The 15,079-nt window shown below is 73.9% G+C and carries 11 protein-coding genes; 7 read left to right on the plus strand and 4 right to left on the minus strand.

Annotation, left to right across the window (positions count from 1 at the left end; genetic code table 11):
* Positions 1 to 4 precede the first annotated feature (4 nt).
* From ACSU6M_RS03035 to ACSU6M_RS03045, 3 genes are all read right to left on the minus strand, one after another.
* The gene (locus tag ACSU6M_RS03035) at positions 5 to 1,321 is read right to left on the minus strand and encodes an aldehyde dehydrogenase family protein (RefSeq protein ID WP_437066778.1); all 1,317 of its coding nucleotides are present in this window, start codon (positions 1,319 to 1,321) and stop codon (positions 5 to 7) included.
* 113 nt (positions 1,322 to 1,434) lie between these two features.
* Positions 1,435 to 2,622 carry an RNA polymerase sigma factor gene (locus ACSU6M_RS03040; protein WP_437066780.1) on the minus strand — a complete coding sequence of 396 codons (1,188 nt, stop codon included), beginning with the start codon at positions 2,620 to 2,622 and terminating at the stop codon, positions 1,435 to 1,437.
* Positions 2,619 to 2,975: a YciI family protein gene (locus ACSU6M_RS03045; RefSeq protein WP_437066782.1), complete on the minus strand. Its 357-nt coding sequence runs from the start codon at positions 2,973 to 2,975 to the stop codon at positions 2,619 to 2,621. The genes ACSU6M_RS03040 and ACSU6M_RS03045 overlap by 4 nt, the downstream gene beginning before the upstream one ends.
* Positions 2,976 to 3,542: 567 nt before the next feature.
* Here ACSU6M_RS03045 and ACSU6M_RS03050 point away from each other — a divergent pair.
* The 7 genes from ACSU6M_RS03050 to ACSU6M_RS03080 all read left to right on the plus strand — a co-directional run bounded on the left by ACSU6M_RS03050 (position 3,543) and on the right by ACSU6M_RS03080 (position 13,215).
* Entirely contained in the window at positions 3,543 to 4,916 is a 1,374-nt protein-coding gene (locus ACSU6M_RS03050; protein ID WP_437066784.1) for a cryptochrome/photolyase family protein, read from the plus strand.
* 130 nt (positions 4,917 to 5,046) lie between these two features.
* Positions 5,047 to 5,487, plus strand: coding sequence for an SPW repeat protein (locus ACSU6M_RS03055; protein WP_437066786.1), 441 nt, complete (start codon positions 5,047 to 5,049; stop codon positions 5,485 to 5,487).
* A 132-nt stretch (positions 5,488 to 5,619) separates the two neighbouring features.
* The gene (locus ACSU6M_RS03060) at positions 5,620 to 5,883 is read left to right on the plus strand and encodes a GlsB/YeaQ/YmgE family stress response membrane protein (protein WP_437066788.1); all 264 of its coding nucleotides are present in this window, start codon (positions 5,620 to 5,622) and stop codon (positions 5,881 to 5,883) included.
* 105 nt (positions 5,884 to 5,988) lie between these two features.
* On the plus strand, positions 5,989 to 6,480 hold the full coding sequence (locus tag ACSU6M_RS03065) for a nucleoside deaminase (protein ID WP_437066789.1): 492 nt from the start codon (positions 5,989 to 5,991) through the stop codon (positions 6,478 to 6,480).
* 420 nt (positions 6,481 to 6,900) lie between these two features.
* Entirely contained in the window at positions 6,901 to 7,992 is a 1,092-nt protein-coding gene (gene galE, locus ACSU6M_RS03070; protein WP_437074986.1) for a UDP-glucose 4-epimerase GalE, read from the plus strand.
* Positions 7,993 to 8,162: 170 nt separating this feature from the next.
* On the plus strand, positions 8,163 to 12,437 hold the full coding sequence (locus ACSU6M_RS03075; RefSeq protein ID WP_437074987.1) for an aminotransferase class I/II-fold pyridoxal phosphate-dependent enzyme: 4,275 nt from the start codon (positions 8,163 to 8,165) through the stop codon (positions 12,435 to 12,437).
* A gap of 10 nt (positions 12,438 to 12,447) precedes the next feature.
* Positions 12,448 to 13,215 carry a class I SAM-dependent methyltransferase gene (locus ACSU6M_RS03080; RefSeq protein ID WP_437066791.1) on the plus strand — a complete coding sequence of 256 codons (768 nt, stop codon included), beginning with the start codon at positions 12,448 to 12,450 and terminating at the stop codon, positions 13,213 to 13,215.
* Here ACSU6M_RS03080 and ACSU6M_RS03085 read toward each other — a convergent pair.
* Positions 13,166 to 14,935 (minus strand): glycoside hydrolase family 15 protein, encoded by a 1,770-nt coding sequence (locus ACSU6M_RS03085; protein ID WP_437066793.1) that lies wholly within the window; start codon positions 14,933 to 14,935, stop codon positions 13,166 to 13,168. The genes ACSU6M_RS03080 and ACSU6M_RS03085 overlap by 50 nt on opposite strands.
* Positions 14,936 to 15,079 lie beyond the last annotated feature (144 nt).

Raw genomic sequence — 15,079 nt, forward strand, 5'->3', positions numbered from 1 at the left:
CGGTTCAGCCGAGCGGCTTGTCCAGCACCGCCTTGCGGTGGCTGAAGGTCTCCAGGGAGTACCGCCCGTGGTAGCGGCCCATGCCGCTCTCGCCCACGCCGCCGAACGGCAGGTCGGAGACGGTGAGATGGGCCAGGGGCAGGCCGTACCCGAGGCCGCCGGAGGAGGTCTCGGCGGCGATGCGGGACCGGGTCTGCGGCGACGTGGAGAAGACGTACAGGGCGAGGGGCTTGTCGCGGTCGTTGACGAAGTCGATCGCCTCGTCCAGGCCGGCGACGGTGACGATCGGCAGGACGGGGCCGAAGATCTCCTCCCGCATCACCGGCGAGGCGGGGTCGACGTCGGCGAGGACGGTGGGCCCGAGGTACTTCTCGGCGCGGTCGCTGTCGCCGCCGACGACGGTCCGGCCCGAGTCGAGCAGTGCGGTGAGGCGGTCGAAGTGCCGCTCGTCGACGATGCGGCCGTACTCGCCGCAGGTCCGCGGGTCGGGGCCGTAGAGCGCCTGGACCGCGCGGGCGAGGGCGGGCTCCAGGGCGGCGGCCGTCTCCGGGTCGGTGAGGACGTAGTCGGGGGCGACGCAGGTCTGTCCGGCGTTGAGGAACTTGCCGCGCGCCAGCCGGTCGGCGACCACGTCGAGGTCGGTGCCGCGGTCGACGAACGCCGGTGACTTTCCGCCCAGTTCGAGGGTGACCGGGGTCAGGTGCTCGGCCGCGGCACGCATCACGATGCGGCCTACGGTGCCGTTGCCGGTGTAGAAGATGTGGTCGAACCGTTCGGCCAGCAGGGCGGTCGTCTCCGGGACGCCGCCCTCGACGACGGCGACGGCCTCGGTGTCGAGGTAGGCCGGGATCAGTCGGGCCAGGACGGCGGAGGTGGCGGGGGCCAGCTCGCTGGGCTTGGCGACGACCGCGTTGCCCGCGGCCAGCGCGCCGACGACGGGCGCGAGCAGCAGTTGGGCCGGGTAGTTCCAGGGGGCGATGACGAGGACGACGCCGAGGGGGTCGTACTGCGTCCAGGCGGTGGCGTCGGCGCCGAGGTGCGCGGGGACCGGGGCGGGCTCGGGGCGCAGCCAGTCGTCGAGGTGGGCCAGGGTGTGGTCGATCTCGCGGACGGTGAAGTCGATCTCGGTGCGGAACGCCTCGGTGCGGCTCTTGCCCAGGTCGGCGTGGAGGGCTTCGGCCAGTTCGTCGCCCTGGTCGGTGAGCATCGCGCGCAGGCGGTTCAGCTGCGTGGTGCGCCAGGCGACGGGCTTGGTGCGGCCGGTGCGGAACGTGGCGCGCAGGCGGGCGACGACGTCGGCGGGCTGTTCGGTGCTGGTCACGGTGCCTCACTGGGTGGGTGCGGAGTGCTGTCGGATCGACGCGAGGATCGATGTATAGGCCAACCTTTCATGTCGAGAAATACATTCCGCCTCGCCGATGAGGCGTGCGTCACTCAGTCCACGAGCGCGCGCAACCGCTCTTCCAGGAAGGCCCGTTGGGCCGTGCTCCGGGTCAGCGCGACAGCCCGCTCGTAGGCCCGTGCCGCCTCCCCAGTGCGGCCCAGGCGGCGCAGGAGGTCCGCGCGGACGGCGTGGAAGACGTGGTAGGAGTCCAGGCCGAGGGCGTCCACGAGGGCGAGCGCCTGCCGCGGACCGTCGGTCTCGGCCACCGCCACCGCCCGGTTCAGGGCGACGACGGGGCTGGGCGCGACGGCCATGAGCTGGTCGTACAGGCGCAGGATCTGACCCCAGTCGGTGTCGCGGGCGCTCGGGGCGTCGCTGTGCACGGCCTGGATCGCGGCCTGGATCTGGTACGGCCCGGGTGCGTCGCGCCGCAGACAGGCGCGGACCAGTCGCTGCCCCTCGGCGATCAGCTCGGGGTCCCAGCGGGTCCGGTCCTGCTCGGGAAGGGGGACGAGCGCACCGTCGGCGCCCTGCCGGGCGGCGGCGCGCGACTCCGACAGCAGCATCAGGGCGAGCAGGCCGGCCGCCTCCGGCTCGTCCGGCATCAGCTCGGTCAGCAGCCGGCCGAGGCGCACGGCCTCCGCGCGCAGGCCGGGGTCGCCGTCGTAACCCTGGTTGTAGATCAGGTACACGACGGCCAGTACGGCGTCGAGGCGGTCCGGCAGGTCCGCCTCGCGCGGCACCCGGTACGGGATGCCGGCGTTGCGGATCTTCGCCTTGGCCCGCACCAGCCGCTGCGCCATCGTCGGCTCGGGCACCAGGAAGGCGCGGGCGATCTCGGCGGTGGTGAGGCCGCCCAGCAGCCGCAGGGTGAGGGCCACTCGGGCGGGAGCGGCGAGAGCGGGATGGCAGCAGGTGAACAGGAGCCGGAGCCGGTCGTCGTGCACGGGCCCCTCCTCGGGCGGTGGGCCGCCGGCGTGCAGCAGGGCCGCCTGGCGATGGCGCTCCTCCCGCCCGGCCTCGCGGCGCAGCCGGTCGACGGCACGGTTGCGGGCGGTGGTGATGATCCATCCGGCGGGGCTGGGCGGCACCCCGTTCTGGGGCCAGCGGCCCACGGCGACGGTGAAGGCGTCCTGGACCGCCTCCTCTGCGAGGTCGATGTCCCCGAGGAGGCGGACCAGGACGGCGACCGCGCGGCCGTACTCCGCGCGGAACACCGCCTCGACGTCGGCGGTCATCGGTCCTCGGCCTCCCCCAGGAAGGGGCGCACCTCGATCGGCAGGGTGGTGGCGAGCGCCAGCCTGCGGCCCCACTCCAGGGCCGCGTCCAGGTCGGGTGCCTTGATCAGGCTGATCCCGCCGAGCATCTCCTTGCCCTCGGCATAGGGCCCGTCGGTGACCAGCACATCGCCGTCGCGGGGGCGCAGCACCGTCGAGGACTCCGGTCCGTGCAGGCCGCCGGCGAAGACCCAGGCGCCCGCCTCGCGCAGGTCCCGGTTGAGGGCGTCGAGCCGCTCGCCGATCTCGGCGAGGACCTCGGGCGCGGGCGGGTCGCCGACCGGCTGCATCACGTTGAGCAGGTAGTACTTCATCGCCGTCTCCTCGGGCGTGGTGGCGTGTTCTCACCTCCTACACGAACGGCACGCCCGAATATCGACACCCCGCACGACCGGATCCGGGGAATTTTCCCGCCGAGCGCTCGGGGACGGGGGGCCGGCGGCCGATACCGCCGGAGGGAGGGACGGGCACGAACCTCTCGCCCTGCGCCACCCCGACCGTCCCCCCATGGCCCCGCCCAGTCCGACCGTCCCTCCATCGCCCCGCCCCCGCCCAGTCCGACCGTCCCGCCACCACCCCGCCCCCTCCCAGTCCGACCGCCCCGCCATCACCCCGCCCCCGCCCAGTCCGACCGTCCCACCATCGGCCCGCATCACCCCGCCCCCGCCCAGTCCGACCGCCCCGCCATCACCCCGCCCCCGCCCAGTCCGACCGCCCCACCATCGGCCCGCATCACCCCGCCCCCGCCCAGTCCGACCGCCCCACCATCACCCCGCCCCCTCCCAGTCCGACCGTCCCACCATCGGCCCGCCCCACCCCGCCCCCGCCCAGTCCGACCGTCCCTCCACGGCCCGTCCCGCCTCCCTACGGAGTTCCGCCCCATGAACACCTCCGTCGTCCTGTTCACCGCCGACCTGCGGGTGCACGACCACCCGCCGCTGCGGGCGGCCCTGCGCGATGCCCGTGCCGTGGTGCCGTTGTTCGTGCGGGACCCGGCCGTGGCCGCGGCCGGTTTCGCGGTGCCGAACCGGCTGGGTTTCCTCGCCGACTGTCTGCGCGACCTGGACGCGAGCCTGCGGGCGCGGGGCGGCCGGCTGGTCGTGCGGTCCGGGGACCTGGTCGCGCAGGTGTGCCGGGTGGCCGCCGAGGCCGGGGCCGACGAGGTCCATCTGGCGGCCGACGTCAGCGGGTTCGCCCAGCGCCGGGAGGAGCGGCTGCGGCGGGCGCTGGAGGCGCGGGGCGTACGGCTGCGGGTGCACGAGACGGTGACCGGGGCGGTGCCGCCCGGCGCGGTGACGCCGGCCGCCTCCGATCACTTCGCCGTCTTCACCCCGTACTTCCGCCGCTGGAGCGAGCAGCCGCCGCGCGCTCCGCTCGGCGCGCCCCGCGCCGTGCGGGTGCCCGACCAGGTGGCCTCGGAGCGGATGCCCGCCCGCGAGGACGTGCCCGGCCTGTCGCCGGGGCTGGCGCCGGGCGGCGAGTCCGAGGGCAGGAGACGGCTCACCGCGTGGCTGCGCACCGGCCTCGGCGCGTACGAGGAGCGGCACGACGACCTGGCCGGGGACGCCACCTCGCGCCTCTCCCCGCATCTGCACTTCGGGACGCTGTCCGCCGTGGAACTCGTGCACCGGGCGCGCGCGGCGGGCGGAGCGGGCGCGGACGCCTTCGTACGGCAGCTCGCCTGGCGCGACTTCCACCGCCAGGTCCTCGCCGCCCGCCCCGCCGCCGCGCGCGCCGACTACCGCACCCGGCACGACGGTTGGCGCACCGGGAGCGAGGCCGGTGACGACATCGCCGCCTGGCGGGAGGGCCGTACCGGATACCCGGTCATCGACGCGGCGATGCGCCAACTGCGCCACGAGGGCTGGATGCACAACCGCGGCCGGCTGCTGACCGCGAGCTTCCTCACCAAGACCCTGTACGTCGACTGGCGGGTGGGCGCCCGGCACTTCCTGGACCTGCTGGTCGACGGGGACGTCGCCGCCAACCAGCTGAACTGGCAGTGGGCCGCGGGCACCGGCACGGACACCCGGCCCCACCGGGTCCTCAACCCCCTTGTCCAGGCACGGCGGTTCGACCCCGACGGGTCCTATGTGCGGCGCTGGGTGCCCGAGTTGGCCCGCATCGAGGGACCCGCCGTGCACGAGCCGTGGCGACTGCCGGGACCGGAGCGGGCCGCGGTCGGCTACCCGGACCCGATCATCGACCTGGCGGAGGGGCTCGCCCGGTTCAGGCGGGCGCGCGGGCGCGACTGAGGGCCCGTACACCGATCCACCCCAGCTCTACACATAAAGGGAAAATAAGCGCAAAATGCAGATACGCGGCGGCGGTCACCCGTCACCGCACCAGACGCGGTCAGGCCCTGCGAGTCAAAGGAGACGAGTCATGGCCAACGTCTCGCACCCCAGAGGTGACATCACCAGTCACCCCGACGCCCCGGAAATGCGGGAACGCTACGCCCGCATGCTCGGCGGCCGTGATGTGGCGCTCGTGGACGGACCGGTGTTCCTGCTCGGTCTGTACTGCGCCGTATCCCCGTGGACAGTCCACTACACCACCAGCCAGCCCGACCTCGTGCCGCACAACCTGATCATGGGCATCGCCATCGCCCTGCTGGCCCTGGGCTTCACCCGGGCCCCGGAGCGCATGTACGGCCTGAGCTGGGCCATGTGCGCGCTGGGCGTGTGGATGATCGTCTCGCCGTGGATCGTCGGCGACAGCCCCGACGCGGGCGTGATCTGGAACAACGTCATCGTCGGCGCCCTGGCCGTGATCCTCGGGTTGATGTGCGCCGGTACGGCGGCGAAGAGCGTGCCGAAGCCGTAGGCGCCGGCCGCGACGAGGGGTCGGTCCGCCCTCGGCGGACCGGCCCTCGGCACGCGTCACACGGGACCGGAGGACTGCATCCCCCGCCGCGGGGGACCCGAGCAGCGGGTTTCTGACATGTAAGGGGCAGAGATGGAGATCTCCGGCATCATCAGCGCCATCGTCATCGGCATCGTGATCGGCGTCCTCGGACGGCTCGTCGTCCCCGGACGCCAGCGCATCGGCGTCCTGTGGACCATCGCCGTCGGTATCGTCGCCGCCCTGCTCGGCAGCGCGATAGCGCACGGTCTCGGCGTGGCCGACACGGACGGCGTCGACTGGGTCGAGTGGCTGATCCAGATCGCCCTCGCCGCATTCGGCGTCCTGGCCCTGGACCGGGCGCGGGCCCGCCGCTGACGCCCGCCCGCGCACAGGAACCGCACCCGCCCTCGCGGCCGTCGGCCAACTCCGGCACGCCGTAGGGTGGGTGCGGACGATCGTGCCGCGAGGAGGGTCCGGGTCATGGTGAGCGATGCCGAACTGGCGTATCTGCGCCGGTGCGTGGAGCTGGCGGCGGAGGCCGTTCAGGCCGGGGACGAGCCGTTCGGTTCGGTGCTGGTGGACGTGGACGGCAAGGTGCGCGCCGAGGACCGCAACCGGGTGGCCGGCGGCGATCGCACCCGGCACCCCGAGTTCGAGCTGGCCCGCTGGGCGGCGGCGCACCTGCCCCCCGAGGAGCGGGCCGGCGCGACCGTGTACACCTCCGGCGAGCACTGCCCGATGTGCGCGGCCGCCCACGCCTGGGTGGGCCTGGGCCGGATCGTGTACGTGGCCTCCTCGCAGCAGCTCGGCACCTGGTTCGGCGACCTGGGCGCACCCCTGCCTCCGGTCCGCACGCTGCCGGTACGGGAGATCGCCCCGGACGTGACCGTGGAAGGCCCGGTACCCGAACTCGTACCGGAGGTGCGGGCCCTGGTCCACCGCTTCTACGGGCGGCAGGACGCACAGGGCTGACGAGCCGACGGAGCCGGGCTCCGGTCCGGCCGCCCCCGCCTTGACGTAGGCCGACGAGGCGCGCAAAGTCGTATATATACGACGTAAACGTACTGCATCAGCGTACAGCGCCAACCGCAGGAGCGTCCCCATGACGCACACCGAGCCACGCGGCAGCCGGGCGCCGGTCCCGAGGGAGCCGGTCGGGGCCGGGCCCGCGCCGCCGGGCGGGCACCGGGCGGCCCCGCGCACGCGCGTCGCCCCCGGCGCCCGCCGCCTCCCCGCTCCGAGGGACCGCCGGACCGGACCCGGCCTCGCGATCCCTGCTCTGCCGTTCGCGTCCGCCGCGGCCGGCGGCCCCTCGGAGCCCGCCGCGGTCGCCTCGTGGGCAGTCCGGGGACGGCTGTACCGCGGGGCGGCCTCGCGGGGCCGGTGAGCACCGTGGACGCCAGGACGTCGTACGGCGGGGCCCGGACCGCGAGCACCCCCTCGACGGTCCTCGTCACTGGCGGCGCCGGCTTCATCGGCAGCCACGCCTGCGTCGATCTGCTCGACCACGGCTACGAGGTGATCGTGGTCGACGACTACTCCAACAGCACCCCCCAGGTCCTCACCCGCGTGGAACGGATCGCCGGCCGCTTCGTCGGCGCCGTCTACGAACTGGACATCCGTGATCGGCGCGCCCTCTCGGCCGTCTTCGACCGACACTCCGTGGACGCCGTCGTGCACTTCGCCGCGCACAAGGCCGTGGGCGAGTCGACACGGATGCCCGTCCAGTACTACGACACCAACGTCGGCGGCACCACCTCCCTGCTGTCCGTCATGCACGAACACCGCGTCCACCAGCTGGTCTTCTCCTCCTCCTGCGCGGTCTACGGCGACACCGGCGGCGGTCCGCTGGCCGAGACGACGCCCGCGCGCCCCACCAACCCCTACGCCACCTCCAAGTGGCTGTGCGAGCAGATCCTCGCCGACGTCTGCCGGTACTGGCCCCAGTTCGCGGTGCTCTGCCTGCGCTACTTCAACCCGGCCGGCGCCCATCCCAGCGGCCTGCTCGGCGAGGACCCGGGCGGGGTGCCCGACAACCTCATGCCGTACGTCGCCCAGGTCGCCGTGGGCCGCCGGGAGCGGCTGCGGGTCTTCGGCGGCGACTACCCCACCCCCGACGGCACCGCGATCCGCGACTATCTGCACGTCATGGACACCGTCGAGGCCCACCGCGTGGCCCTGGACCATCTCGCCGACGCCCCCGGCATGCGGGTCTTCAACCTCGGCACCGGGACGGGCAGCTCCGTCCTCGACGTGGTCACCGCCTTCGGTTCGGCCTGCGGACGGGCGATCCCGTACGAGATCGTCGGCCGCCGCCCCGGCGATGTGGCCGAGCTCGTCGCCGACGCGAGTGCGGTGGCGCGCGCCTGGGGCTGGCGGCCCACCCGGGACCTGGCCGCGATGTGCCGGGACGCCTGGCACTTCCAGCAGCTCAACCCGCGCGGCTACGCCGGTTCCGCCCGGCGTCCGAGCGGTGAGGAGTGAGACATGCGGCCGACATCCGGCGCCGCCGCCCGCGCCACCAGGGCCTGATCCCCACGAGATGCAGGCGCGGACCGGCGATGCCTACCATCGAGTTCCGCCCGGACCAGGCAGACGGCCCGGCGCCCTCCCCCACAAGGAGGCGACCGCCCTTGCTGCCGCCGCAGCGGCTGATGGCCGCGCATCTGACCCTGGTCGTGATCCTCACGGCCGTCTATCTGACCGTGCCCGCGACGCGTGCCGCGCTGTGGGCCGTCATCGGACTGGCGGGGGTGGCGGCCGTGGTCACCGGCACCCTGATCCACCGGCCCGCGCACATGTGGCCGTGGTGCGTGCTGGCCGCCGGGCTGCTGTTCTTCGTCACCGGCGACACGTACTACAACGTGATGGAGGAGTACTTCGCGGCCTCCAATCCGTTCCCCTCCCCCGCGGACGCCTGCTACCTGGTCTGCTACCCGCTGTTCGCGATCGGACTGTCCGGCCTGGTGCGCTACCGCTGGTCCGGGTACGACGTGCCCAGCCTGCTCGACGCGCTGATCGTCACCGCGGGGCTGGCGCTGCCGGTGTGGGTGTACGTGGTGGAGCCGACCTCGCGGGTGGCGGGGCTGACCTGGCAGCAGCGGGCCATCAGCATCGCCTACCCCCTCGGTGACGTGCTCGTCCTCGCCCTGCTGGCCCGGCTGCTGATCCGCGGCCCGCTGACCGGCCCCAACCGTTCGGTGCAGTTGCTGGTCCTGGGCACGGCGACGCTGCTCAGCTTCGACATCGCCTACGGCGTCCTGCAGCTCAACTCGATGTGGGAGACGGGCACCCTTCTGGACGCCGGGTGGATCGTCTTCTACACCGCCTGGGGCCTGGCCGCGCTGCACCCGTCGATGGTCGAGCTGACCGCCCCGGCGCCGCGCCGCGAGTCGCTGCTGCCGCTCCCGCGCCGGCTGGTGCTGCTGGCGCTGGCCACCCTGATCGCGCCCGGCATCCTGCTCGTGGAGAGCCTGACCGACCGGCCCCGGCACGCGTCGGTCATCGCCGCCTTCTCCGGCGGGCTGTTCCTGCTGGTCATCCTGCGCCTGGCGGGGATGGTGGTGGCGCACCGCCGGGCCATGACCCGCGAGCACGCCCTGCGCTCCGCGGCCGCCTCGCTGGTGTCGGCGGTCCGCACGGAGGAGGTCGCCCGGTCCTGCGAAGGCGCGGTGGACACCCTGCTCGGGCCGGCCGTGCCCCACCGCACGCTGCTGCTGTCCGCGGAGCGGGTCACCGAGCTGGGTCTGCGCGGCCCCCGGCTGATGCGGCCCGAGGGCCTGGGCCCGGCCCTCGGCGAGGACCTCGTCGGTCTGGAGACGGTGCTGCTGTGCCCGCTCACCCCGCGCGAACGGGTCGCCGAGCAGACCCATGGCGTCCTGCTCGTCGCCGGCCCGTCCCGGCGGCTCACCGAGACCCGGCGCTCCTTGGAGATCCTCGCCTCCCACGCGGGGCTCGCCCTGGAGCGGGTCAAGCTGCGCCAGGAGATCATCCGCAAGGAGAGCGAGGCGTACTTCCGCACCCTGGTGCGCAACGCCTCCGACGTGATCCTGATCGTGGAGGACGACGACCGGATCCGCTACGCCAGCCCCTCCGCCGCCTCCGTGTTCGGCACCGCGGACCTGACCGGCCGGCGGCTGCCCGAGCTGCTGGACCCGCGCGACCGGCCGCGCGCCGCGCGGGAGCTGTCGGCCCTGCGGACGGGCGGGCCGCGCAACGCGCACGACCACTGGTGGGTGCGGCGCGGCGACGAACGGGTGGAGGTGGAGGTCAGGTGCAGTGACTTCCGGGACGAGTCCACGGTCGTCGGGCTGGTGGTGACCCTGCGGGACGTCACCGAGCAGCGGCGCCTGGAGCACGAGCTGACCCAGCGGGCCTTCCACGACTCGCTGACCGGCCTGCCGAACCGGACGCTGCTCCTGGAGCGCATCGAACGCGCTCTGCTGCGGGGCCGCCGCGGATCGTCCCTGACCTGTCTGCTCTTCATCGACCTGGACGACTTCAAGCTGGTCAACGACACGATGGGGCACTCGGCGGGCGACCATCTGCTGATCGCCGTCGCCGGGCGCCTCACCCGCACCTTGCGCCGCACGGACACCGCGGCTCGCCTCGGCGGCGACGAGTTCGCGGTGCTGATGGAGGACGCCCGCCGGCCGCTGGACGCCGAGCTGCTGGCCGCGCAGGTGGTGCAGACCCTCAGCCGCCCCTTCGACCTCGCCGACGAGAAGGTGACCGTCTCGGCCAGCGTCGGCGTGGCCACCGCCCGCGACAGCGTCGACGCGGAGGAGCTGCTGAGCCACGCCGATCTCGCGCTGTACGCGGCGAAGGCGGCCGGGAAGCGGCAGTGGCGGCGCTTCCAGCCGCTGCTGCACACCCGCATGGTGGAGCGGCACGATCTGCAGAGCCGGCTGGGGCAGGCGATCGCGGGACGGGAGTTCGCGCTGCGCTACCAGCCGGTGGTGGACATCGCGGCCGGTGAGGTGGTCGGCTTCGAGGCGCTGGTGCGCTGGCCGCACGCCACGCGCCGCCCGGTGCCGCCGGAGCAGTTCATCTCCCTGGCCGAGGAGACCGGGCACATCGCGGTGCTGGGCTCGTGGGTGCTGCAGAACGCCGTCCACGACATCGCCGGGCTCCAGCGCCTCCCGGCGTCCGGCGACCCGCCGTACATCAGTGTGAACGTCTCCGCCCGCCAGTTCCGTGACGTCGGCTTCCTGGACCAGGTGGCGCAGGCGCTGCGCACGCCGGGGCTGGCGCCGGGGTCGCTGCAACTGGAGCTCACCGAGACGGTGCTGCTGCGCCGGGACGCGCAGATCCAGTCCGTGCTGGCCTCCCTGAAACGGCTCGGCGTGCACATCGCGGTCGACGACTTCGGCACCGGGTTCTCCTCGCTGCGCTATCTGCGGGACTTCCCGATCGACGTACTGAAGATCGACAAGACGTTCATCGACGACATCACCCGCGATCCCCAGCAGGTGGCTCTCGTCGAGGGCATCGTCCGGATCGCCGACACCCTCGGGCTCCAGGTCATCGCCGAGGGCATCGAGGACGTGGAGCAGCGGGATCTGCTGGCGCACATGGGCTGCCGGTTCGGGCAGGGCTATCTGTTCGCCCGGCCCATGACGGTGGAGCAGAGCGAGCGGGTGCTGCGCGACGGCGGGGGCACCCGGCTCGCCCCGCCCGCCCCGGCCACGCCCGTGCCCGTGGCACCGCCGCGGCCCGCGGCCCGCTCGGCGGGCCTTGAGCGGCTGCGGCGCAGCAGCCCGATGAGCGACGCGGTCCTGGACGAGGTGCGCGGCCGGCACATCCGCAGCGGCGACCACTGGCTGATCGACTACGCCTCCTGCAACTACCTCGGTCTGGACTGGGACCCGGAGGTCATCTCCGCGGTCGAACCGGCGGTGCGCCGCTGGGGCACGCACCCGAGCTGGTCGCGGCTGCTGGGCAGCCCCCGGCTGTACCCGGACATCGAGGAGCGGCTGGCCGCTCTGCTGGGCGCCGAGGACACCCTGCTGCTGCCGACGATCACCCTCATCCACTCCTCGGTGATCCCGGTCCTGGCCGAACAGGGCAGCGTGTTCGTGGAGGCCACCGCCCACCGGACGATCTACGACGGCTGTGTCGCCGCCCGCGCCCAGGGCGCCGCCCTGCGTCGCTTCCACGCCGGCCGCGTCGAGGAGCTCGACGGCCTGCTGGCCGCCGCGCCGCCGGGCACGCCCCGGCTGGTGTGCCTGGACGGCGTCGACAGCATGAGCGGCAACCTCCCCGACCTGCCGCTGCTCGCCGATGTGTGCCGGGCGCGGGGTGCCACGCTGTACGTCGACGACGCGCACGGCTTCGGGGTGATCGGGGAGCGCGGCCCGGGCGAGCTGTGCCCGTACGGCTCGCGCGGCAACGGGGTGGTGCGGCACACCGGGGAGTCGTACGAGGGGATCGTGCTGGTCGGCGGCTTCTCCAAGGCGTACTCGTCGCTGCTGGCGTTCCTGGCGCTGCCCACGGAGCTGAAGAACCGGCTGAAGACGGCGGCGGGCCCGTATCTGTACTCGGGCCCCTCGCCCACGGCGTCGCTGGCGACCGCGCTGGCCGGGCTGGACGTCAACGACCGGCGCGGCGATGTCATCCGCGCCGAGCTGTACCGCAAGACGACGCGGGTGCTGGACCACCTGGACGCGCTCGGGGTGGCCACCCTCAACCGGGACCGGCTGCCGATCATGGAGGTGCCGCTGGCCCGCGCGGAGGACCTGGACGCGGTCGGCGCCTTCCTGTGGGACGCCGGGATCTACGTGACGCTGGCGGCCTATCCGCTGGTGCCGCGCGACCGGGTGGGTTTCCGCATCCAGGTGACCGCGCTCAACTCGGACGCCGACATCGAGCGGCTGAACGCGACGCTGACCCGGCTGGCGGAGCGCTTCCCGCTGCGGACGAGGGGATGAGGGACAGGCGATGGAGATCCGTACCACCCACAACGACGACGTGGACTGGGACCGCTGGCCGGTGGCGGACTATCTCGCCGAGAACTACCGGGCGCTGCACCCCTCGGACGCCGCGGTGATCGCCCATCACTCGGCCTTCTACCGCGGCCTGCCGCGCGGCGGCGTGGCGCGGTCGGTGGAGTTCGGCGCCGGGCCCAACCTGTATCCGCTGATCCTGGCCTCCGGCGCCTGCCGGCGGATCGAGGCGGTGGACACCGGGGCGAGCAACATCGCCTATCTGGAACGGCAGATCCTGTGCGCGCCGGACGCGAGCTGGCTGCCGTTCCACGCGCTGTGCCGGCAGCTGAACCCGGACGTGCCGGCCACCCTCGCGGGCGCGCTGGCCGGGGTCACGGTGGTGCACGCGGACGTACGGGACCTGGAGCCGGGCGGCTACGGGCTGGCGTCGATGCACTTCGTGGCGGAGGGCGCGACCGAGGACTTCGCCGAGTTCGCCGAGTTCTGCGGGCTGTTCGTACGGTGTGTGGCGCCGGGCGGGTTCCTGGTGGCCGCGTTCATGGAGAACATGCCCACCTACCGCATCGGGCCCGAGTCGCGCTGGCCGGGCTGCCCGGTCGACCCGGACGCGGTGCGGGAGGTGTTCGCGCCGCTCACCGGTGCGTTGTCGGTGACCCGGATCGACGCCGACCCGACGCTGCCGGACTACGGGGACACCGGGATGGTGCTGCTCACCGGGACGGCGGCGGAGCGTCCCGCAGCGCGAACGCCGTCCCGATGAGCGCGACATGGCTGAAGGCCAGCGGGGCGTTGCCCAGTTGGCGGTGGGCGTCGGGGTCCCAGTGGGCGGCGAGCAGCCCCACGTCGTTGCGGATGGCCAGCACCCGCTCGAAGGCGGCGTGGGCGGGGCCGGTCTCGCCGAGGGCGGCGAGGGCGGCCGCGTACCACAGCGAGCAGGCCACCGAGGTGCCCTCGGGGCCGTCGTCGGGGGTGTGGCGGCGCAGGAACCCGTCGTGCTCCAGGGCCCGCAGGGCATGCACGGTGTCGCGCATCCGGGGGTCGTGGGCGGGCAGGAACCCCAGCGGGGGCAGCAGCAGGGCGGAGGCGTCGAGGCGGTCGCTGCCGTAGGACTGCACGAAGGAGCGCAGGCCGGCGTGCCAGCCGTACCGGCACACCTGGGCGCGCACCCGGTCGCGCAGCTCCCGCCAGGCGTCCGGCACCTCGGCGCCGAGCAGGGCACCGAGGCGGAGGGCGCGGTCGGCGGCGACCCAGGTCATGACCTTGGAGTGGACGAACTGCCGGGCGGGGCCGCGGGTCTGCCACAGGCCCTGGTCGGGTTCCCGCCAGTGCGCCTGGAGGTGGCCCATGAGGGCCTTGACCACGCTCCACATGTGCGGGGGCAGGTCGATGCCGGCCGCGAGCGCCTGGCAGAGGGTGTCCAGGACCTCGCCGTGCGCATCGAGCCGGCGCTGGCCGATGGCGGCGGTGCCGAAGCGTACGGGTGTGGAGCCCTCGTAGCCGGACAGCCAGGGCGCCTCGGTCTCGGGCAGCAGCCGCTGGCCGGCGACGCCGTAGACGGTCTGGAGCTGGGCGGGGTCGCCGGCGACCGCGCGCACCAGCCAGCCGAGCCAGGCGGTGGCCTCCTCGTGGTAGCCGCTGCGCAGCAGGCAGGACAGGGTGAAGGAGGAGTCGCGCAGCCAGCAGTAGCGGCTGTCCCAGTTGCGGGTGCCGCCGATGGTCTCCGGCAGCGAGGTGGTGGGCGCGGCGACGATGCCGCCGGTGGGGGCGTAGGTGAGGGCCTTCAGGGTGATCAGCGAGCGGACCACGGCGTCCCGCCAGGGTCCCTGGTAGCGGCATCGGGCGGTCCAGTGCCGCCAGAAGTCGCCGGTCTCCTTCAGCGCGGTGTCGGCGGGGACGCACAGCTCGGCGGGCGGGGTGCCGTGGTGCGAGGGCGCCCAGGCGAGGGTGAGGGCGAGTCTGCGGCCGGCGGTGACGGTGAAGTCGGCGTCGGTGCCGTCCTGGCCGCGGTCGTCGACGGGTCCGTCGGTGCTCAGCCACACGGCGTCGGGTCCGGCGACGGCGACCCGGCAGCGTCCGGTGTCGCCGTGCGTCCAGGGCACCACGCGGCCCTGGTGGAAGCGCGGCCGCAGTTCGCTGCGCACGGTCACCGCGCCGGCCAGCCCCTCGACGATCCGCACCAGACAGGGGTGCCGGGCGCGCGGCGGCATGAAGTCGGTGACCCGGACCCGGCCCGATCCGGTCTCCCACTCGGTGTCCATCACGAGGGTGTCGCGCCGGTAGCCGCGCCGGGCGCAGGGGCCGGTCGCGCCGCGCGGGGCGATGCGCCAGTAGCCGTTGTCGGCGGTGCCCAGCAGTGCGGCGAGGCACGCGGGCGAGTCGAAGCGGGGCAGGCACAGCCAGTCGACCGACCCGTCCCTGCCGAGCATCGCGGCGGTCTCCAGGTCGCTGAGGAGGGCGTAGTCCTCGATGAGGCTGCTCATGATCGGGATCACGCCGTCGTACACCTGGCCGCATGTCCAGGGTACGCCCGGGTCCGCGCGCCGGCGCGGGCGGACGGGCCCCACCGGGTGGGGCCGGTGGGGAGGACGTCCGGGCGAGGAGGACGCCCGGACGGACGCGGGACG

It is taken from the genome of Streptomyces sp. enrichment culture, assembly GCF_964272895.1.
Classification (GTDB): domain Bacteria; phylum Actinomycetota; class Actinomycetes; order Streptomycetales; family Streptomycetaceae; genus Streptomyces.